At 45.1% G+C, this 21867-nt stretch carries 16 protein-coding genes and 1 other annotated feature; of the genes, 12 read left to right on the top strand and 4 right to left on the bottom strand.

Annotated elements, in window-relative coordinates; genetic code table 11:
- Window positions 1-3 precede the first annotated feature (3 nt).
- Window positions 4-849: a dTDP-4-dehydrorhamnose reductase gene (rfbD, locus tag P8F77_RS17770; protein WP_270431861.1), complete on the top strand. Its 846-nt coding sequence runs from the start codon at window positions 4-6 to the stop codon at window positions 847-849.
- Between the two features lie 9 nt (window positions 850-858).
- Window positions 859-1413: a dTDP-4-dehydrorhamnose 3,5-epimerase gene (gene rfbC / locus P8F77_RS17765; RefSeq protein WP_148459406.1), complete on the top strand. Its 555-nt coding sequence runs from the start codon at window positions 859-861 to the stop codon at window positions 1411-1413.
- A 186-nt stretch (window positions 1414-1599) separates the two neighbouring features.
- Here the strand turns inward: rfbC and P8F77_RS17760 are convergent, their stop codons facing one another.
- From P8F77_RS17760 to P8F77_RS17750, 3 genes are all read right to left on the bottom strand, one after another.
- A complete protein-coding gene (locus P8F77_RS17760; RefSeq protein WP_095142945.1) occupies window positions 1600-2121 on the bottom strand; it encodes a hypothetical protein in 522 nt (173 codons plus the stop codon).
- 565 nt (window positions 2122-2686) lie between these two features.
- Window positions 2687-2821: an IS110 family transposase gene (locus P8F77_RS17755; protein ID WP_235824604.1), complete on the bottom strand. Its 135-nt coding sequence runs from the start codon at window positions 2819-2821 to the stop codon at window positions 2687-2689.
- The gene (locus P8F77_RS17750) at window positions 2805-3302 is read right to left on the bottom strand and encodes a transposase (protein WP_270431856.1); all 498 of its coding nucleotides are present in this window, start codon (window positions 3300-3302) and stop codon (window positions 2805-2807) included. Before P8F77_RS17750 ends, P8F77_RS17755 begins: the two co-directional genes overlap by 17 nt.
- A gap of 368 nt (window positions 3303-3670) precedes the next feature.
- Between P8F77_RS17750 and P8F77_RS17745 the strand changes: the two genes are divergently transcribed.
- From P8F77_RS17745 to rpoC, 10 genes are all read left to right on the top strand, one after another.
- Complete coding sequence (locus P8F77_RS17745; RefSeq protein WP_270431854.1) at window positions 3671-8131, top strand: hypothetical protein; 4461 nt, start codon at window positions 3671-3673, stop codon at window positions 8129-8131.
- 199 nt (window positions 8132-8330) lie between these two features.
- Window positions 8331-8669, top strand: coding sequence for a hypothetical protein (locus P8F77_RS17740; protein WP_148459403.1), 339 nt, complete (start codon window positions 8331-8333; stop codon window positions 8667-8669).
- A 274-nt stretch (window positions 8670-8943) separates the two neighbouring features.
- Window positions 8944-9603 (top strand): amino acid ABC transporter permease, encoded by a 660-nt coding sequence (locus P8F77_RS17735; RefSeq protein WP_024729143.1) that lies wholly within the window; start codon window positions 8944-8946, stop codon window positions 9601-9603.
- Entirely contained in the window at window positions 9584-10261 is a 678-nt protein-coding gene (locus P8F77_RS17730; protein WP_148459401.1) for an amino acid ABC transporter permease, read from the top strand. The genes P8F77_RS17735 and P8F77_RS17730 overlap by 20 nt, the downstream gene beginning before the upstream one ends.
- Window positions 10262-10271: 10 nt before the next feature.
- On the top strand, window positions 10272-11036 hold the full coding sequence (locus P8F77_RS17725) for an amino acid ABC transporter ATP-binding protein (protein WP_024729145.1): 765 nt from the start codon (window positions 10272-10274) through the stop codon (window positions 11034-11036).
- On the top strand, window positions 11023-11892 hold the full coding sequence (locus tag P8F77_RS17720) for a cysteine ABC transporter substrate-binding protein (protein WP_024729146.1): 870 nt from the start codon (window positions 11023-11025) through the stop codon (window positions 11890-11892). Before P8F77_RS17725 ends, P8F77_RS17720 begins: the two co-directional genes overlap by 14 nt.
- 197 nt (window positions 11893-12089) lie before the next feature.
- Window positions 12090-12222: a sequence feature (ribosomal protein L10 leader region), on the top strand.
- 50 nt (window positions 12223-12272) lie between these two features.
- The gene (gene rplJ, locus P8F77_RS17715; RefSeq protein ID WP_024729147.1) at window positions 12273-12794 is read left to right on the top strand and encodes a 50S ribosomal protein L10; all 522 of its coding nucleotides are present in this window, start codon (window positions 12273-12275) and stop codon (window positions 12792-12794) included.
- A 41-nt stretch (window positions 12795-12835) separates the two neighbouring features.
- A complete protein-coding gene (gene rplL / locus P8F77_RS17710) occupies window positions 12836-13204 on the top strand; it encodes a 50S ribosomal protein L7/L12 (protein WP_024729148.1) in 369 nt (122 codons plus the stop codon).
- Between the two features lie 249 nt (window positions 13205-13453).
- Window positions 13454-17254 (top strand): DNA-directed RNA polymerase subunit beta, encoded by a 3801-nt coding sequence (locus P8F77_RS17705; RefSeq protein WP_024729149.1) that lies wholly within the window; start codon window positions 13454-13456, stop codon window positions 17252-17254.
- A gap of 30 nt (window positions 17255-17284) precedes the next feature.
- The gene (gene rpoC / locus P8F77_RS17700; protein WP_148459399.1) at window positions 17285-20860 is read left to right on the top strand and encodes a DNA-directed RNA polymerase subunit beta'; all 3576 of its coding nucleotides are present in this window, start codon (window positions 17285-17287) and stop codon (window positions 20858-20860) included.
- Window positions 20861-21022: 162 nt separating this feature from the next.
- Here rpoC and P8F77_RS17695 read toward each other — a convergent pair whose 3' ends face one another.
- Window positions 21023-21727 (bottom strand): PAS domain-containing protein, encoded by a 705-nt coding sequence (locus P8F77_RS17695; protein ID WP_024729151.1) that lies wholly within the window; start codon window positions 21725-21727, stop codon window positions 21023-21025.
- Between the last annotated feature and the right edge of the window lie 140 nt (window positions 21728-21867).

Raw genomic sequence — 21867 nt, 5'->3', positions numbered from 1 at the left:
CGTATGAGGGTATTAGTGACAGGGGCAGCCGGACAGCTGGGCCATGATGTCATGGACGAACTGAAAAAGAGAGGCCATGAGGGTATAGGTGTGGATGTACAGGAAATGGACATCACAGACGCCGAAAAAGTACGGCAGGTGGTCACGGAAGCGGATGTGGAAGCGGTGATTCACTGTGCCGCTTACACTGCCGTGGATGCGGCAGAAGACAATGTGGAGCTTTGCAGGAAGATCAATGCAGACGGGACCCGGAATATAGCCGAGGTATGCCGGGATCTTGATCTTAAAATGATGTACATCAGCACAGACTATGTGTTTGACGGACAGGGAGAAAGACCGTGGGAGCCGGATGATGAGAGGAATCCGCTGAACGTATATGGACAGACAAAGTATGAAGGCGAGCTGGCCATCGAAGAATTTCTGGACCGCTATTTTATTGTGAGGATTGCCTGGGTATTCGGAGTCAACGGGAAAAACTTCATTAAGACGATGCTGAACCTTTCAAAGAATCATGAAAGACTCACGGTTGTAAATGACCAGACGGGATCTCCCACTTATACTTTTGATCTGGCCAGACTCCTCGTGGATATGGCAGAGACAGACAAGTATGGAAGGTATCATGCTACCAACGAAGGGCTGTGTACCTGGTATGAGTTTGCCTGTGAGATATTTAAACAGGCGGGGATCGAGATTGAAGTGGTTCCGGTGGGCAGCAACGAATATCCGGCGAAGGCAAGGAGGCCGGAGAACAGCCGGATGAATAAGGAAAAGCTGACACAAAAGGGTTTTGAAAGGCTGCCTTCATGGCAGGATGCGCTTGCCAGGTATTTAAAAGAAATCGGATATTAGGAGGAACAGATGGGAAAGATTAAGGTTACAGACTGTGATATTGAAGGACTGCATATCATTGAGCCGGCAGTGTTTCCGGATGAGCGGGGATATTTCATGGAGACGTATAACCAAAGGGATTTTGAAGAGGCAGGGCTTGGCATGACCTTTGTACAGGATAATCAGTCCATGTCAGTAAAGGGGGTCCTCAGGGGACTTCATTTTCAGAAACAGTATCCGCAGGGAAAGCTGGTGCGCGTCGTCCGTGGTAAGGTGTTTGATGTGGCGGTGGACCTGAGAAAAGATTCTCAAACTTACGGAAAGTGGTTTGGGGTAGAATTATCCGCAGAGAATAAAAAGCAGTTTTATATTCCGGAAGGGTTTGCCCATGGCTTCCTTGTCCTCTCAGAGGAGGCGGAATTTTGCTATAAGTGTACAGACTTTTACCACCCCGGAGATGAAGGTGGGATCAGGTGGGATGACCCTGACATCGGTATTAAATGGCCGCTTGAAGAGGGTACAGAGCTGGTGATCTCAGAAAAAGATCAAAAATGGTCCGGATTAAAGGACACTTTTAAGTTTTAAAAGATAGCTGTTATTATAGCAGTGTGATAGGAAATATAGACAAAAATATAGAAAAGCCGGCGTACGGGCTGACTGATATGCTCCCCTTATAGTAGTCAGATCAAATAAAAAAACTGTCACGATAAGGAGGAGCATATTTTATGGGACAACATTCCAAATATTCTTTTGAAATGAAACTGTCCGCTGTCACAAAATATCTGGAAGGAAACACTTCGCTAGAAAGCATTGCCCGAAGTTTGGGGACAAAAGTATTGTTTCCATTTTGGTCATGTATTTGTATTTTTCTTTGTTCACAGCATACGGATCGGTAGAGTGCCTTGTGATAACAATATCTTTTGTGATGTCAAAGACTTCACCAGCAGGTAAATTCAACCCGGATAAAATACTGCCATTGTTTTTAGTTGATTTTAACCTGACGACATAGTCGAATAGTTTTTCTTCCACATGAGCAAAAAAATTGTAGTTTTCATAGCCTCTGTCAGCCGTAATGATAACAGGAAACCATTCCGGTAGACGTTCTGTCATAGTAACAACAGCTGCAAGCAGTCTATACCCTTTAAAAAGCTTGACATCTTGTGGAATAGAAGAAAATCTTTTAAAAAGTGTCGAAAAAGCTTCTGGCTTTATCTTTTGGCGTTGCTGAATGAACGCTGAAACAGAAGGAAAGTTGGAATCAAATTGAAAGTATTTGAGAAGTTCCTGTCCCAATGGAGCACTTCCCATAGATAAAATGAGTCTAATTACTGCAGAAAAACCAAGTTTTCGATGGCGTTTAAAATCCTTTTCTGGATTAACCGGTCCCCTCCTTTTGTTATTTTGGCGAAGTTTTGTAAAATTTTGTACCTTTTTGATGTGATTTGTTTCTCACATTGATTTTTCATTTATAGAGTAGTATAATAATAAGAATCATTAGGAATGAACAATCAATAAGTGCAGCGGTGATATGTCAATAGGTAATTGATAAAAAATTTGATTGTTTTTTGTCATAAATCCATAAAAATGGACACACCTACCCAAGCCTTGTCGACCAGTTTTTTTTAAATGAGCAGGGCGGACTCATCAGCAGATAGTAAAACTATTCTGCCGAACGATATAGACGATTGTCTTTGAGCAGTGCAAAGACCAACCGCACAAATTTACGGGCAGTTAATGCGAGTGCACGTTTGTGTTGATACCTGTTCACTTCCTTATATTTGGAGTGATAGAAGTTGCTGTACTCCGTGTCACATCTCACGAGAGACAAGGCGCCTTCACACAGGTAATATTTTAAAAGTCAGTTGCCGGATTGTATCTGTTTTGTGTTTTCAGCTTCAAAGTCACCAGACTGATGCTGTCTCCATGCAAGACCGGCATACTTACCGAGCTGTGATTGGCTCGGAAAACGGTTGATATCACCAATCTCCGCCATGATTCCGGCAGAAATAACGGGACCTATACCCGGAATGGATATCAACACATTTGACAGGAGTTCTGCTTGGGCGGTAATCTCCAAGATAAACCTCTTTGTTGATTCTACCGAAACGCAGGCAGTCAGCAATGATGAAGGAGTCCACATAATGATTCTTGGGCAGGTCATTGTATGCCTCTTTGAACTTTTTGACCTGCTTAGGATTGAGGACATGGATTTTCCGGTTGTAGGGTGTCAGAATGGCATCTTCCCTTAAGAAGTACACGAGATTGTCGCCATAAACAGAGGTGGCTTCGAGGCCGATAGTTACCGTGTCAAGGGAATGGGATGTTACAGCGGAAAAGATCCTTTTTACCATTTGAGCGGATCCGTCCTGCGAGTTAGCCACAGAGAAGTTGCTATGTTTACTGCCGTCAGGAAGCATCAGATAGACGACATTGGATTTGCTGCTCACATCAATACCGACGTAAAGTGGGTTCATGATATCACCTTCTTTCTATGTTGTATTTGAGTGTTCAATCGGCTTGGTAAAACCCATGATCACGGAGCATCGACACCCTCGCGTATAAGAATCCAGTCTGAGATGGATTGACGCGAACCATACTGCCAGATGGCAATCCATAGACTCAGACAAACAGCCAGCAGGTTTGAAGCTAACATCCGTGTCAGGGGAACAGACTCACTATGAAGCAACCATTTCTGGTTCAACAGGAGGTAACAGAACTATTACCTGATTGACACTAAGGAACAATTATACCATGGGCTTTACTAAGCCTATTGAACAAATTTTATTTAGTTATCAAGGTACATTTAATGTATCTAAAAGATATTATACGAGGAGGCATAGTAATGAGGAGAGAGACGCAGAGCAGGAAAAAGCACAAATCTGCTTACAAAAAGATTGGTGTACTTTTTTGTGCTTTTCTTTTGCTTATCATGAATATGTACCCGACCTGGGCATGTGATTTTGTTGCCAGCAATTATAACAGCGCTGACATTGAGTCCGTAGAAAATTCGGGAACGGAAACAGATGAAGAGGCATCTCCGGGTGTTTCGGAATCGGAAGATGAAGCTGTAGACACAGAGACACCGCCGGATGTTTCGGAATCAGAAGATGAGGGAGAACTTCCGGATTCCTCTGATGTAGAAGAAAATACGGGAGCTGATGAAGATGTATCTGAACCCGATGAGGGGGGCTCCGACACTGATGATGCGCTGGCATCTGGGCAGGATGATGAAAAGAGCAAACGTAAAGTTATGAAAGCCAGCGCGGAAGCTCGCGTATCAGCTGCAGAAAGCGGTTATGTTGTGACAGGCGGCGTTGAAGGCACAGACTACGAAGTTACCAATGCAGGTCAGGGTGGCAAGAATGTGCTGTTAATCAAAACGGACAAAAGTCTGACCATTAAAAATGCGAATCCAGCTGCAGCCAATGCCATCGGTATTCAAATTGCGCCGAATATTGAAGCGCATGTAACCCTGGCTGGCGTAAATATTCACAGTTATGCGCCGTTTAATTTGATGACGCCGACAGTATGTTACCTTACTCTGGCAGATGGAACGACAAATACTTTGGATGCGACAGGTTACGCAACTGCAGGGCTGCATTGCGGAGGTGGCTCTACTCTGTATATTGACGATAGTGTGCCAAACTGGGATACATATGGAGATATGGTAACACCGAAGAACGGCATGATCGGCGAGGATGTTACTTTGGCAAACGGCGATCAGTTAAAAGCCGGCGACTCTTTGCGCAGATTAAACAGTACGAATATCGGAAAACTGGTGGCAAGAGGCGGAGCTGCATCTGCCGGAATTGGTACAGGACCTATGGAAAACGGCGGCACCATGGTCTTTAATGGAGGCGACATTGATGCCAGAGGAACTACCGGCAGCGGACTTACTGATGCAGGCGCCGGCATCGGTATGGGAAGCGGAATAAAAAGACCAAGCTCCGGAGGTGACAAGGGCGCAAACGGGGGAACAATGATTTTCAATTCCGCCAAAGTTTATGCAAAGGGCGCTTATCATGCGGCAGGTATTGGAGCCGGATACAGCGCCGGCGCAGAATCACATCCGAAGCAGTGGGGCTCGGACCCGACCGACATAAGGAAAAACGGAACGGGCACCTGCGGTAATATCTTCATCAACGGAGGATATTTACAATCTGTGGGCGGCGCGCACGGAAATGCGTTTGGCGGCGCCTGCGGAACAACAGCTACAGGCAATACCATTAAGGTAACCGGAGGCACATTGCTTCCATATTCAGTAAGCGGCTGGAATGATATCGGCGGCGCCGGCGGAACGGTTATCGTTTCCGGCGGATCCGTAAACGGCGGAAAATTCCAAAGCAGTGACGGGAAAGCCTATGCAGATGATGCAAAGACAACAGAAGTAAAGATGGTTACCATTGACCTTGGTGGTGAAAAGGTTGGCGACCAGCCTCTCGGTGAGCGAGATGATGATATTGAAGAATGGGATTTATCTATCGGCGGCGCAAACTATCCTTACGGCGCGCCAAGTAAAACCGATAAAGGCAAGCTGTATCTATGGTTGCCGGCATCAGCTGCAGGCAAAGAAATCAAGGTTGATTTTGCAATATTCGATGGAACAGACAAGGTTTCATTTGAACCGTTTTATGTACCGGAAGTAGGCGACGGAAATACTGAGCTGAAGCGATATGTAGATTTTACGCTGCCGGAAGATTATGCGAAGAATCTCGTTAAAAAATATGACGGAAAACCTTTCGGAACATTAGATTTGACAAGCTATAATGACGGAAAAGGTATTTATACAGGGAAAAAAGACAATAAGTACTTACTCGATAACACGAAGATGGAGTATTCCTACCTGCAGTATGATAAGGAAATTGGAGCTGCCATTCCGAATACCGGAGGAGACCAGAGCCTGTCAGATGCAGGATATTATCTGTTGACTGTGACTTCTGGCGAATTTACTAAACCAGGCAGCGATTTTGCTAAGAGTTACTGGGGACATCGTGCAACTGGCTTTGCGGAGATTCAAAAAGTAAATTCAAAAACAACGATTAGCGCGACGAGAGCCGTAGTAGGCACAGAGTCGAGCAACACGATCGAGATTGTTGCGGACATTGTCAGCGCTGATGATACTGCTGTAACTTGTGGATATCCAACCGGCGAAGCGCAGTTTTATATTGACGGAAAGCCGTTAGGAAAACCGGTTAAGTTAGATCCTGACAGCAAAGACAATCCGGCTGAGATGACGGTTTCCCAAGAGAAAAAAGAAGACGAACGCAATCACACGGTGATAACCTATCATTATGTACCAAGCGCGGACGACTCCTGGATTCTGGATCCTATCGCAGGCAATAAACATAAAATCGAAATAAAGTATACACCTGACAAGAACTATTATGAAAGCAAAGCGTCAGCATCGCCGGATATTATTATCGTTCCGATTGACAATGCAAACTTTAAGGTAGAAGATGCAACTGATAAAGCGGCGAAAGTACAGATTCAGGATAAAGATACTTTAACCAAGAATTTTGATGATTTACTTGCGCATAAAGACGGCTATTACTACTTCCCGCTGGATATTACAACAGACAGTAAAGCGCCGTTTGAGTTTAGTTTTGTCAAAGGAGACAAGAACCTTGCGGAAATTATAGAAGAAAAGCAGCTGGACGGCAGCAAGCTGTACTATGTGAAAGTAAAGGGCAGCGGTACTGTAGACATTCAAGTGAAACAGCCTGCAACCAGCGCATATAAGGAAAGCAAACTGACTTTCACCTTAAAAGTCCCTCTTTACCATGGAAGCCCTGTGCCGGAAACTACAAAGAAAGCTGTGAATCTGTATTATCCGGACAAACCGGTAAAAGCCGGGGACACCATCAAGTATACGATTTCTACAACTAATAAAAAAATCGGTACAGTCTGGACGAATGTTATCGTATGGGATAAACTTCCGGAAATGCTGGAACTGCAGAAGGGCACCATCAAGTTACATAAGCCTGACGGCACAATCCAGATGATCCCGGACAACTATTTTGATGAAACCACCAGAATCCTAAAAGTACCTGCTGCAGATCAGGTTATGGGCGGTGAAGTTTATCAGGTAACCTTCCTGGCAAAAGTAGCAGACAGCTATACAGACGCGCAGAAAAACGAACTCAAGAATATCGCAACCGCATCCGGTTATGAATACAGTGGTGATCCGGATGATCCGGATGAAGTAAAACCGGGAGATTTTGATCCGGAGGATTATGACAAGCCGACGGGAACACCGGATGGCACGACAGGGATTACACCGGGAGATGATATCGAGGGCAAGCCGGGAAATCCCGCATATCCGGACGACGATGATAAAGACTATCCGGGACAGGGAACGCCAAGCGCGCCGTCACTGCCTGAAGAAATCGTTCCGGAAAGCCCGACCGAAGCAGATCTTACGCTTGTAAAAAATGCTGAAAATACTACAAGAGAGTCAGGAAAAGCAAGACCTGGTGATGTAATCAAGTACACGATTACAATCAGGAATACAATGCTGGGCAGCGTGTGGTATAATGCGGCAATTGTCGATCCGCTTCCGGCAGGGCTGGAACTGGATTCTACACAGCCGATTACTGTCATGAGAGATGGAAAAACAGTAAAAGAACTGCATAATGATACCGGAAAAAGAAATGATGGTTATGACGATAAAGAAAAGACGGTCGGTGTTTATGTAGGTGATCTTTACGGCGCTGAAAGTGCAACGGTAGAGTTTTATGCAATCGTAGGCACGGGAGAAGTGAAGAATATTGCAAAAGCATCCGGATTAACACCGGACGAAAAAGAAAAAACAGATACGCCTAAGGATCCGGGAACTCCAAAGGAGCCGGCAGATCAAGATCATCCAAACGATGGTGAATTAAAGCCTGAATCCAAACCGGTATCGCCGGAGAAACCGACTATACCGATTTTCCCGGAAGATCCAGACAATCCGGATAACCCGGACGATCCTGATAGTCCAGACAACCCTGACAAACCAACGGGACCACAGGGCGGCATCAATATTGACACAGATGGTGACGGCATTCCGGACATTAACATCGACATAGACGGTGACGGCGTTCCGGATATCAACATTGATACAGATGGTCACGGAAAAGCAGATATCAACATTGATACAGACGGTGACGGTATTGCGGACACCAATATTGATACCAATGGCAACTGGATTGCAGACGCCAACATTGTACAGACCTCTGACAGAAATAATTTGTTAGGATATGTATTGTTACTGGTTGGTACAGCTGGCGCTCTGATTGCAGTTTTGAAAAGGCGGAAATGTTAAAAATTGTTTTTATGAGAAAGCGGCCCTACTTTTGGTCAATGTCATTAAGTTAAGGTGGCATTGAGTAAACTGCTCTCAAAAAAACAAAAAACGGATATATCAAAGAAAAGGGTATGTCCGTTTTTTTAATATATTTTCTTCTATTCCACAAGATGTCAAGCTTTTTAAAGGGTATAGACTGCTTGCAGCTGTTGTTACTATGACAGAACGTCTACCGAAATGGTTTCCTGTTATCATTACGGCTGACAGAGACTATGAAAACTACAATTTTTTTGTTCATGTGGAAGAAAAACTATTCGACTATGTCGTCGGTTTAAAATCAACTAAAAACAATGGCAGTATTTTATCCGGGTTGAATTTACCTGCTGGTGAAGTCTTTGACATCACAAAAGATATTGTTATCACAAGGCACTCTACCGATCCGTATGCTGTGAACAAAGAAAAATACAAAAACATGACCAAACAGGCAAGATTTGACTTTATTCCCAGCAGCAAGTACCCTGACTATGAAATGTCTATCCGTTTTTTGTTTTTTTGAGAGCAGTTTGCTAAATGCCACCTTAACTTAATGACATTGCATAGTATACTGCCTCCTTTTTTCTCTGTTTAACAGAGGTAAAGTTTTACATAACGAACTTTCTCTTGAAAAAAGGCATAGACTAAAGGAAAGAAGTGAATACAAAAGTTGACTTTTTCCATAGAAAAATGTACGATTAATTTCGGATGTCTTATATTGACAAGGTTTAAAATGGAGTTTATACTATTTCATATAATACATACCAAAAAAGTATGAAATGTAGAAGGGACATAAAATGGATTGGTTATTTATAGAACGAAACATACCTCTCTATATAGAGGCAACGAAACTGACGTTGGGAATCGGGGCTCTGGGCGTCGTGCTGTCAGTGATGATCGGATTCTTGTGTTCTATGGTCCGTTATTATAGAGTTCCTGTGCTGAACAGGGTTGTAGGAATTTATATAGAGCTTTCCAGAAATACGCCTCTGCTGATCCAGCTGTTTTTTCTGTACTATGGACTGCCCAAGATCGGAATTAAATTAAATGCTTTTGTCATCGCTGTGATCGGGCTGACGTTTCTCGGTGCCAGCTATATGTCAGAGGCGTTCCGCGGAGGACTGGAGGCGGTCAATAAGATCCAGGAAGAATCCGGTTTGAGCATCGGGCTTACAAAGCCTCAGCTGATGCGTTATATTATACTGCCGCAGGCTTTGGCCATCGCCATGCCGTCGGTGGGGGCCAATGTGATCTTTCTTCTGAAGGAGACCTCGGTGTTCAGTGCGATTGCTCTTGCGGACCTTATGTTTGTGGCGAAAGACTTAATTGGCATGTATTATAAAACAAATGAAGCACTGTTTATGCTCGTCGTTGCATATTTAATCATTTTGCTTCCGATATCGGTTATTTTCAGTGTGTTAGAAAGGAAGGCTCGGTATGCTGGCTTCGGGAATTAATATTTTATTTGAAGGACAGAATATGGCACGGCTCATGTCCGGTTTGGCTGTGACCATTAAGATTGCCCTGATCGCAGTCGTGCTTTCATTGATATTCGGGGTGATATTCGGGATCATCATGACCTCAAAGAATTTAATCGTAAAAGCGGTCTGCCGGTTTTATCTTGAGGCTATCCGTATCATTCCGATTCTGGTGTGGCTGTTTTTATTTTACTTCGGACTCACAAGGGCCATGGGAATCCATCTGGAAGGTGAGTTTATCTCCATTGTAGTGTTTACCATGTGGGGAACTGCAGAGATGGGAGATATCGTGCGGGGAGCCGTGACTTCCATGCCGAAGCATCAGACGGAGAGCGGCCTGTCCCTGGGACTTACGAAACTGCAGATCTACCGCTACATTTTAGTTCCGCAGACCGTAAGAAGAGTACTTCCCGGTGCGATAAATCTTGCCACAAGGATGGTGAAAACGACATCACTTGTCGTGATCATCGGCGTGGTGGAGGTGCTGAAAGTCGGACAGCAGATCATTGAAGGAGGTATTTTAAATACGCCTGCGGCACCGCTCTGGGTCTATGGATTTATATTTTTCTTATACTTCATCCTCTGCTATCCGATTTCCATCGTGGCTAAGAGGCTGGAAGCAAAATGGCAAAGTTAGGAGTTAGCAAATGGGAAATGAGTTATTGAAGATCAGTCATCTGAAAAAAGCATTTGGGGAGACAGAGGTATTAAAAGATATCTCTTTTGATATAAATAAGGGAGAGGTAGTCGTTATACTGGGGCCTTCCGGATGCGGAAAGAGCACACTGCTTCGGTGTATCAACGGACTGGAAGAATTTCAGGACGGAGAGATCAGCCTGGACGGGCAGAGCCTTTCGGACGGGAAGGTGCCGTGGCATCTGATCCGCCAGAAGATCGGTATGGTATTTCAAAGTTATGATCTTTTTCCCCACATGACCATTCTGGACAATATCCTTCTCGGTCCTACGAAAGCTCAGAAAAGAGACTCTAAAGAGGTAAAAGAGATGGCAGTTGCCCTGCTCAAAAGAGTCGGACTGGAAGAGAAGAAGGATGCCTACCCGAGACAGCTGTCCGGCGGACAGAAGCAGAGAGTCGCCATCGTCAGATCTCTCTGTATGAATCCGGAGATCATGCTGTTTGACGAAGTGACAGCAGCGTTAGATCCGGAGATGGTCAGGGAGGTCCTTGATGTTATGCTGGAACTGGCAAAGCAGGGAATGACGATGGCGATCGTGACCCACGAGATGCAGTTTGCGAAGGCTGTGGCTGACCGGGTGATCTTCATTGACGAGGGACGCATTGTGGAAGAAAATACTCCGAGAGAGTTTTTTGAACATCCGCAGACAGAACGGGCAAAGAAGTTTTTAAACATGTTTAATTTTGAGGAGATGAAAAAAGATGAAGAAATTTAGCAGGATCTTAGTAGTACTGGCAGTTCTCAGCATGGCTATGGGGCTGATGACGGGCTGCGGAAACAAAAAATCAGAAAAAAGCGACAATCAGTCTTCTGTAGAACAGATTAAGAAGAACGGGAAGATCAAGGTCGGTGTATTCAGTGACAAACCGCCGTTCGGATATGTAGATAAAAATGGAAAGAATCAGGGATACGATGTTGTACTTGCCCACCGTCTCGCAAAAGATTTGCTCGGAGATGAAAACAAGGTGGAATTTGTGCTGGTAGAAGCGGCGAGCCGTGTGGAATTCTTACAGAGCAACAAGGTAGACGTGATCCTCGCAAACTTTACGGTCACTGACGAGAGAAAAGAAGTCGTGGATTATGCACTTCCATATATGAAAGTTTCTCTCGGTGTGGTTTCTCCAAACGGAAAAGTTATTACCGATGTAAAACAGTTAAAAGGAAAGAAGCTGATCGTCAACAAGGGAACCACTGCGGAGACTTATTTCACACAGAAGTATCCGGATATTGAGCTTTTAAAATATGATCAGAATACGGAAGCTTTCAACGCATTAAAGGACGGCAGAGGAGCCGCGCTGGCACATGACAATACACTGGTATATGCATGGGCAAGGGAGAATAAAGGATTTACCACTGGGATCAAATCTCTCGGCGAACATGACTTTATCGCACCGGCTGTCAAAAAGGGAAATGATGATCTGAAGAGCTGGATCGATGATGAGATTACCAAACTTACGAAGGAAGGATTCTTTGAGAAGGACTATAAGAAGACCCTGCTTCCGGTTTACGGAAAGACGGTTGAGGCTGACACAGTTATCATGAACGAAAAAGAATTAAAAGAATATAAGTAAGACAAAGACCGATCAGGAAACTCCGGAGAGTGTCCTGGTCGGTTTCTTTGCTGAGTTCCTGCATGAAATATTTTGGAGTCACAAGTATAGGGAAGAACTATGACCTGACGGAGGTGTTGCCGGAATAAATTACGGAACCTCAGGAAACACAATAAATATAAAAAAACTGGTTGACGTTTTCGGCACCATATGATATATTACTAAAAGTATCACTGCCGAAGACAGCAGGTGCCGTATGGCGTAACGAAGAACGGCCTGCCGAGGATGATAATTAGTATTGGACTAATTGTGTCTTTTGTCTTGCGGACAAAAGACTTTTTTTATATTCAGATCCACGCGGCGGTACACTAAAATAAATCAAGGAGGTGCACCATTTCATCATGGCAAAAGTAGAATTAAAACAACCTATCGTTAACGAAATCAAAGAATTGCTTACAGATGCTCAGTCAGCAGTTTTAGTTTCTTACCGCGGTATCTCTGTAGAAGAAGATACAGCAATGCGTAAGGAATTAAGAGAAGCAGGTGTAGAGTACAAGGTATACAAAAATACAATGATTCGTTTTGCGGTAAAAGATACGGAATTCGAACCGTTGACTGCTGACCTTACCGGACCGACTGCGATGGCTGTTTCCAAAACAGACGCAACTGCACCGGCAAGGATCCTGGCAAAATACGCAAAGAACATTGAAGTATTCAACCTGAAATCTGCAGTTGTAGAAGGAACATTCTACGACAAAGACGGCGTACAGGTTATCGCAAGCATTCCGTCAAGAGACGAATTACTTGCGAAATTCCTCGGAAGCATTCAGTCTCCGATTACCAACTTTGCTCGTGTTATTAAACAGATCGCAGAGAAAGACGGAGAAGCTCCGGCAGAAGAAGCAACAGAAGCTGCTGAATAATCGACGGTTTACATTAAATTAATTATTAGGAGGAAATAAAAATGACAACTCAGGAAATCATTGAAGTTATTAAAGGTTTATCAGTATTAGAATTAAATGAATTAGTAAAAGCATGCGAAGAAGAATTCGGTGTATCTGCAGCAGCAGGTGTTGTAGTAGCAGCAGGCGGAGCAGCAGACGGTGCAGCAGCTGAAGAAAAAGATGAGTTCGACGTAGAGCTTACAGAGATCGGCGGAGCTAAGGTTAAAGTTATCAAAGTCGTTCGTGAAGTAACTGGCTTAGGATTAAAAGAAGCAAAAGAATTAGTTGACGGAGCTCCTAAAGTGATCAAAGAAGCTGCATCTAAAGCAGAAGCAGAAGATATCAAAGCTAAATTAGAGGGCGAAGGGGCAAAAGTAACTTTAAAATAGTTCTTTGTTCAATATCTAATGTAAGAAAACTTCATGAAAGAATCGGACTGGTTTGGCCAGCCGATTCTTTTTGCGTCTATTGAAATTTGTGCTTGACATGGCATAGACACTGTGGTATTATTAAGCGATGCTTTAATATGGGATTGTATGCCCATAGCCAAGCCTTTTTTTCGTTATATAAATTGTGAGAGATTCGCACAATCAGAAGTAGTATATAAACCATGTAGAAATCAAGAGGTGAACACGTCCATGGAAAAAAACAGAATTCAACCAATGAAATCGGGTACGAGCATAAGGATGAGTTATGCGAGACAAGATGACGTCTTGGAAGTACCGAACCTTATTGAAATTCAAAAGGACTCTTACAACTGGTTCTTGGGGGAAGGACTCAAAGAGGTATTTGAGGACATTTCTCCAATTGGGGATTACAGCGATCAGCTTAGCCTGGAATTCATCGATTTTAAGCTGTGCAGGGATGATATCAAGTATTCCATCGAAGAGTGTAAGGAGAGGGATGCCACATATGCCGCTCCGATGAAGGTGAAAGTAAGACTTCATAATAAGGAAACGGATGAAATCAAACAGCACGACATTTTCATGGGCGACTTACCTTTGATGACAGATACAGGTACATTTGTGATCAACGGAGCGGAACGTGTTATTGTCAGTCAGCTGGTGCGTTCTCCGGGTATCTACTATGGAATTGCCCACGATAAGATCGGTAAGAAATTATACTCTGCCACAGTGATTCCAAACCGTGGTGCATGGCTTGAGTACGAGACAGACTCCAATGACATTTTCAATGTGCGTGTGGACCGTACAAGGAAAGTGCCGATCACTGTATTGATCCGTGCCCTCGGAATCGGAACCAATGCAGAGATCAAAGAATTATTCGGAGAAGAGCCGAAGATTCTTGCGAGTATGGAGAAAGATCCGTCTGACAACTATGAGGACGGTTTATTAGAGTTATACAAAAAGATCCGTCCGGGTGAGCCTTTGTCTGTGGACAGTGCAGAGAGCCTGATCAACAGCATGTTCTTTGACCCGAGACGCTATGATCTGGCAAAAGTAGGACGCTACAAGTTCAATAAAAAGCTGGCATTCAGGAACCGCATCACAGGCCATATGTTGGCAGAGGATGTGATCGATACTTCCACAGGGGAGATCCTTGCGGAAGCGGGAACAGAAGTTACGCTGGAACTGGCGGATAAGATCCAGAATGCCGCTGTTCAGAGTGTGCTGATCCAGACCGAATTCGGCAATACAAAAGTATTATCTAATATGACCGTAAACCTGGCCGAATATGTAGACTTTGATCCGGAAGAACTTGGCATCCACGAGAATGTATTTTACCCTGTGCTGGAGAAGATTCTGGCAGAAGGTTTAAGCGGTGACGAATTAAAAGCGGCAGTGAAAAAGAACATTCACGACCTGATTCCGAAACACATTACAAAGGAAGATATTTTAGCTTCTATTAACTATAATATGCATCTGGAATACGGCATCGGAAACCATGATGATATTGACCACTTAGGCAACCGCCGTATCAGAGCGGTGGGAGAACTGCTGCAGAACCAGTACCGAATCGGTCTTTCCAGGCTGGAAAGAGTTGTCCGAGAGAGAATGACGACCCAGGATATCGAGACCATCACACCTCAGTCTCTGATCAATATTAAACCGGTGACCGCGGCAGTGAAGGAGTTCTTCGGAAGCTCCCAGCTTTCTCAGTTCATGGATCACAACAATCCGCTGTCTGAGCTGACACATAAGCGTCGTCTGTCTGCATTGGGTCCTGGAGGATTGTCCAGAGACCGTGCAGGATTCGAGGTGCGTGACGTACACTACTCCCATTATGGAAGAATGTGTCCGATCGAGACCCCGGAAGGTCCGAACATCGGTCTGATCAACTCTCTGGCGACCTATGCAAGGATCAACGAGTATGGATTTATTGAGGCTCCATATCGTGTATTGGATAAGACGGATCCTGAGAATCCGGTCGTTACGGACAATGTTGTATACCTTACCGCGGATGAAGAAGATAATTTTGTTGTAGCTCAGGCGAATGAGCCTCTGGATGAGGACGGACATTTCGTTCACGCCCATGTATCCGGCCGTTTCCGCGAAGATACTTCAGAATTCGATAAAGCAAATCTGGATCTGATGGATGTATCCCCTAAGATGGTATTCTCAGTGGCTACGTCAATGATCCCGTTCCTTGAAAATGACGATGCGAACCGTGCGCTGATGGGGTCCAACATGCAGCGTCAGGCTGTTCCGCTGCTCTCTACAGAGGCACCTGTGGTGGGAACCGGTATGGAGTCCAAGGCTGCCTTTGACTCCGGCGTATGTATCGTGGCCAAGAACGACGGAGTGGTAGAGAAATCCACCAGCACAAAAATCATTGTGCGCAGAGACTCCGACGGCGGCAAAGACATTTACAATGTAATCAAATTTGCAAGGAGCAACCAGGGGAACTGTATGAACCAGCGTCCGATCGTTTTCGAGGGGGACCGTGTGAAAAAGGATGATATCCTGGCAGACGGAGCGTCCACAAAGAGCGGAGAGATGGCTCTTGGCAAAAACCCTCTGATTGGATTTATGACCTGGGAAGGTTATAACTACGAGGATGCCGTCCTGTTAAGCGAGCGCCTGGTACAGGAAGATGTGTATACTTCTGTTCACATCGAAGAGTATGAGGCAGAAGCCCGTGATACGAAACTTGGACAAGAAGAGATCACAAGGGACCTGGCAGGCTTAAGCGAAGACGTATTAAAAGACCTGGATGAAAACGGTATTATCCGTATCGGAGCAGAAGTCCGTGCGGGAGACATCTTAGTCGGAAAAGTAACTCCGAAGGGAGAGACAGAACTGACGGCGGAGGAACGCCTGCTCCGTGCCATCTTCGGTGAGAAGGCAAGGGAAGTCAGAGACACCTCTTTAAGGGTTCCTCACGGAGCTTACGGTGTCGTTATGGATACCAAGATCTTTACAAGAGAAAACGGAGACGAACTGCCTCCTGGAGTAAATAAAACAGTCCGCGTCTATATCGCACAGAAGAGAAAGATTTCTGTGGGAGATAAGATGGCCGGCCGTCACGGTAACAAGGGTGTTATTTCCCGTATCCTTCCGGTGGAGGATATGCCGTACCTTCCGAACGGACGTCCGCTGGATATCGTGCTGAACCCGCTGGGTGTGCCGTCACGTATGAACATCGGGCAGGTGCTGGAGATCCATCTGTCCCTTGCGGCAAAAGTATTAGGATTTAACGTTGCAACTCCGGTATTCAACGGAGCTGACGAGGATGATATTGCTGTCACACTGGAAATGGCCAATGATTTTGCCAACACCAGCTGGGAAGATTTCGAGGCGAAATGGAAAGACCGCGTTGACGATAAAGTGATTGAATATTTAAGAGAAAATCAGGATCACAAAAAGGATTGGGAAGGCGTGCCGTTCGACAGAACCGGAAAAGTAAGGCTGAGAGACGGACGTACCGGTGAAGAGTTTGACAGCCCTGTTACGATCGGATTCATGCACTACCTGAAACTCCACCATTTGGTTGATGATAAGATCCATGCACGATCAACAGGACCGTACTCTCTGGTTACTCAGCAGCCGCTGGGAGGTAAGGCGCAGTTCGGCGGACAGCGCTTCGGAGAGATGGAAGTTTGGGCCCTGGAAGCATATGGGGCATCCTATACACTGCAGGAGATCCTGACAGTGAAATCCGATGATGTCATCGGACGTGTGAAGACATACGAAGCGATCATCAAAGGTGATAACATTCCTGAGCCGGGTATTCCGGAATCCTTCAAGGTATTGCTGAAAGAATTTCAGTCTCTGGCATTAGATGTCAAGGTACTCGATGAAAATGCGGAGGAAGTCGAGATCAAGGAAAATGTAGACCTGGCTGACACCAACCAGGATCTGAAACCGATGATCGAAGGCGACAGCGTATTTAATAATTATGAAGAAAACGAAGATTCCCTGGGAGCTTTAGGATTTAAAGAGGGGAACTTTGAAGATGGCGAAGACACTACTATTTCATAGAAGTGCAGATATAAGGAAGGAGCAACCTTAATGATAGGATCAAGCAACGAATATTCAAATCATAAAATTGCCTTTGATGCAATTAAGATCGGGTTGGCTTCCCCGGAAAAGATCCGAGAGTGGTCCAGGGGAGAAGTAAAAAAACCTGAAACCATCAATTATCGTACCTTGAAGCCTGAGAAAGACGGTCTTTTCTGTGAGAAGATATTCGGGCCGAGCAAAGACTGGGAGTGCCACTGCGGTAAATATAAAAAAATCAGATATAAAGGTGTTGTCTGTGACCGATGCGGCGTTGAGGTGACAAAAGCCAATGTGCGCCGTGAGCGTATGGGACACATCGAACTGGCAGCTCCGGTTTCCCATATCTGGTACTTCAAAGGGATTCCGAGCCGCATGGGGCTGATCTTGGATATTTCTCCGAGAAGTCTCGAAAAAGTATTGTATTTCGCCTGCTATATCGTGTTGGACGCAGGAGAGACGGACCTGGCTTATAAACAAGTATTGACAGAAAAAGAATACAGGGATGCCTATGATAAATACGGCAATTCTTTCCGCGTGGGAATGGGAGCCGAATCCATCAAAGAACTGCTGGAAGCCATAGATCTTTCAGCAGAGGCAAAATCCCTGAAAGACGAATTTAAGACTGCCACAGGACAGAAAAGGGCAAGAATCGTAAAACGCCTGGAAGTCGTAGAAGCATTCTTAAACTCAGAAAACAATCCTGAGTGGATGATCCTGGACGTTGTCCCTGTCATTCCTCCGGATATCCGTCCGATGGTACAGCTGGACGGAGGACGTTTTGCAACATCTGACTTGAATGATCTGTACAGAAGAATCATCAACCGCAACAACCGTCTGAAACGTCTGCTGGAACTCGGAGCTCCGGATATCATTGTGAGAAATGAGAAACGTATGCTTCAAGAAGCGGTAGACGCATTGATCGATAACGGCCGCCGCGGACGTCCGGTCACAGGACCTGGAAACCGTGCGCTGAAATCCCTTTCCGATATGCTGAAAGGTAAACAGGGGCGTTTCCGCCAGAACCTGCTCGGAAAACGTGTTGACTACTCAGGACGTTCTGTTATCGTCGTCGGGCCGGAACTGAAAATTTACCAGTGCGGTCTTCCGAAAGAGATGGCCATCGAGCTGTTTAAACCGTTTGTAATGAAAGAGCTGGTGGAGAGAAAACTTTCCCATAATATAAAATCTGCCAAGAAGATGGTAGAGAAGCTCCAGCCGGAGGTTTGGGATGTGCTGGAAGATGTCATCAAAGAACATCCGGTTATGCTGAACCGTGCACCGACACTGCACAGACTTGGTATCCAGGCGTTTGAGCCGATCTTAGTAGAAGGTAAGGCAATTAAGCTGCATCCGCTGGTATGTACTGCTTACAACGCCGATTTCGACGGTGACCAGATGGCTGTCCATCTGCCTCTGTCCGTGGAAGCACAGGCTGAGTGCCGTTTCCTTCTGCTGTCACCGAACAATCTGCTGAAACCTTCCGACGGAGGTCCGGTAGCCGTTCCTTCACAGGATATGGTTCTCGGTATTTACTATCTGACTCTGGAAAAAGAGGGAGATAAGGGAGAAGGCAAATATTTTAAATCAGAAAATGAGGCATTTCTTGCCTACGAGAATAAAGCTATTACCCTGCACGCAAGGATCAATGTAAGGCGTACAAAGGTTGACAAAGACGGAAATAAGATTTCCAAGGTCGTACAGTGTACACTCGGAAGAATTTTATTTAACGAGATCATCATGCAGGATCTGGGATTTGTAGACAGATCCAATCCGGAAAACGCACTGGATTTAGAGATCGACTTCCATGTAGGAAAGAAACAGTTAAAACAGATCCTCGACAAATGTATCAATATCCACGGCGCTACAAAGACGGCCGAAGTGCTTGACGATATCAAGGCACTGGGATACAAATACTCTACAAGAGGAGCCCTGACCGTTTCTATTTCAGACATGACAGTGCCGGAAGAGAAAAAGGAAATTCTTGCAGGAGCACAGGATCAGGCTGAGTTCATCAACAATCAGTTCAAACGCGGTCTCATGACAGAAGAAGAGCGCTACAAAGCGGTTGTCAAGACATGGTTTGACGCCGATGATGTCCTGACTGACAAACTGATCACAGGATTAGATAAATATAACAATATTTTCATGATGGCCGATTCCGGAGCCCGTGGTTCCAATCAGCAGATCAAACAGCTGGCCGGTATGCGTGGGCTGATGGCCGATACGTCAGGACGTACCATCGAACTGCCGATCAAGTCCAATTTCCGTGAAGGTCTGGACGTACTGGAATACTTTATCTCCGCTCATGGTGCGAGAAAGGGACTTTCCGATACGGCCTTAAGAACTGCCGATTCAGGTTATCTGACAAGACGTCTTGTAGACGTATCGCAGGATCTGATCATCAGGGAAGCAGACTGTGGACTGGATGCGGACGGACAGATTCCGGGCATGTATGTGGAGGCGTTCATGGACGGACAGGAAGTCATCGAAAGTCTTCAGGACCGAATCACAGGGCGTTATGCCGCAGAAGAGATCAAACATCCTGAGACAGGAGAAGTTCTTGTAAAGTCAAATCACATGATCACTCCGAGAAGGGCCAAGACCGTTATCGATGCAGGTCTTACAAAGGTCAAGATCAGGACGATGCTGACCTGTCAGTCACAGGTGGGATGCTGTGCAAAATGCTACGGTTCCAACATGGCTACCGGTCAGGCGGTACAGGTGGGAGAGGCAGTCGGTATCATCGCGGCCCAGTCCATCGGTGAGCCTGGTACACAGCTGACCATGCGTACGTTCCATGCCGGAGGAGTTGCAGGTGATGATATCACACAGGGTCTTCCGCGTATCGAAGAGCTCTTCGAGGCAAGAAAGCCGAAAGGTCTTGCCATCATCTCTGAGTTTGCAGGAAAAGTGCAGATCAAAGATACGAAGAAGAAGCGGGAAGTTGTCATCACCAACAAAGAAACCGGAGATATGAAGGCCTATCTGATTCCTTACGGTTCCAGGCTGAAAGTCATGGAAGGACAGGAAGTGGAAGCCGGAGACGAGCTGACCGAAGGTTCTGTCAATCCGCATGACATCTTAAAGATTAAAGGTATCCGCGCTGTTCAGGATTACATGATCCGTGAAGTGCAGAGAGTATACCGTCTGCAGGGTGTAGATATCAACGACAAGCACGTAGAAGTCATCGTCCGCCAGATGCTGAAGAAAGTCCGCATCGAAGAAGGTGGAGACAGCGACTACCTGCCTGGCGCCATGATTGACGTGCTGGAATTTGAAAAGACAAACAGGGAGCTGGAAGAGAGAAACTTAGAGACTGCGAAGGCAGAACAGATTATCCTCGGTATTACCAAGGCATCTCTTGCCACAGACTCTTTCTTATCCGCAGCGTCATTCCAGGAGACCACGAAAGTCCTCACCGATGCGGCTATCAAAGGAAAGGTCGATCCATTGGTCGGATTGAAGGAAAATGTTATCCTCGGAAAACTGATCCCGGCAGGAACCGGAATGAAACGGTACCGCAATGTAAAAATTAACACAGAGGAAGAAGAACTGACACTCGAAGACGAAATCGATTTCGAATAAGGTCTTAAAAGCTCCCGTCCCTGCACTTTGCAGGGACGGGAGCTTTCTGAATAAAGAATAACTATTTTGTAAAAATAAAAAGCCTTACGGATTTTCAGAGATGCAAACTGAAAATCCGTAAGGCTTTTTTGTATTATTTTCATTTCTTAATTGTTTTTGGATTTACTCGGTCTTGTTTTGGCTTTCCAGCCTGATTTTACTCAAATAGCGATAAATGCTGGCCGGAGAGCAGGATAGTTTTTGTGCAATAATGGGGACTACACCCTTAAGCATAAAAAGGCCTTTCTCATCCAGGAGCTGAAGAATCTTTAATTTTTCTGTCTGAGTCAATCGGTCTGCAGGAACCTGCAAGGTGTTTACAACCGATAATAGCGCATCTTCGGTAGCGGCAGAGATACTGTTATAAAAAGTTTCCTGTTCGCTATCTCCGTTATCCGAGGCTAACGGAGTTGTATTGATGGCGATATTTTGGGTGACGTACTTATTGGGATGGCATAAAGCAAAGACTTGTTCGGAAATATCCCGGAAGCGGCTATCATCAAAGTTAATGCACAGCAATCCTATCAGTTTACCTTGACCGTCTTTGATATACAAGGTAGAACAGCGCAGGATTTTGCCATTAGCAGACTGACCCCTGTAATTCAACTTCCAGTCTTGAGTTGTATAGGATTTTTCTGCAATTGTCTGCATTGCCATATTGGTCAAGGGGGCATCCATATCACGACCGCTGATGTGTTTATTGGCGATAGCTATAATGGCAGGCTGCTTGAGTGTCAAATCATGAAGTACAATTTCATAATCGGGACCCAGAGTATTCCCTAAAAATTTGACCAATGGTATATAGTGGCGAAGGATATCGTTTGTCATTTATTTCACTTCCTAGCGTTCATTAAATTGTAGTCATTATACCATTTCTGCGAAGGAGAGGCAATAAAAAATTCTCAATAATAATAAAGTTAGAACGATGATAGTTGTCCAAACGAGGGGAATTTGCACAAATTTTGTGA

The sequence above is a fragment of the Anaerostipes sp. PC18 genome (assembly GCF_039789045.1).
GTDB classification, from domain to species: domain Bacteria; phylum Bacillota; class Clostridia; order Lachnospirales; family Lachnospiraceae; genus Anaerostipes; species Anaerostipes hominis.
The sequence above is the reverse complement of the archived record's forward strand: the minus strand, read 5'-3'. Positions and strand labels throughout refer to the sequence as shown.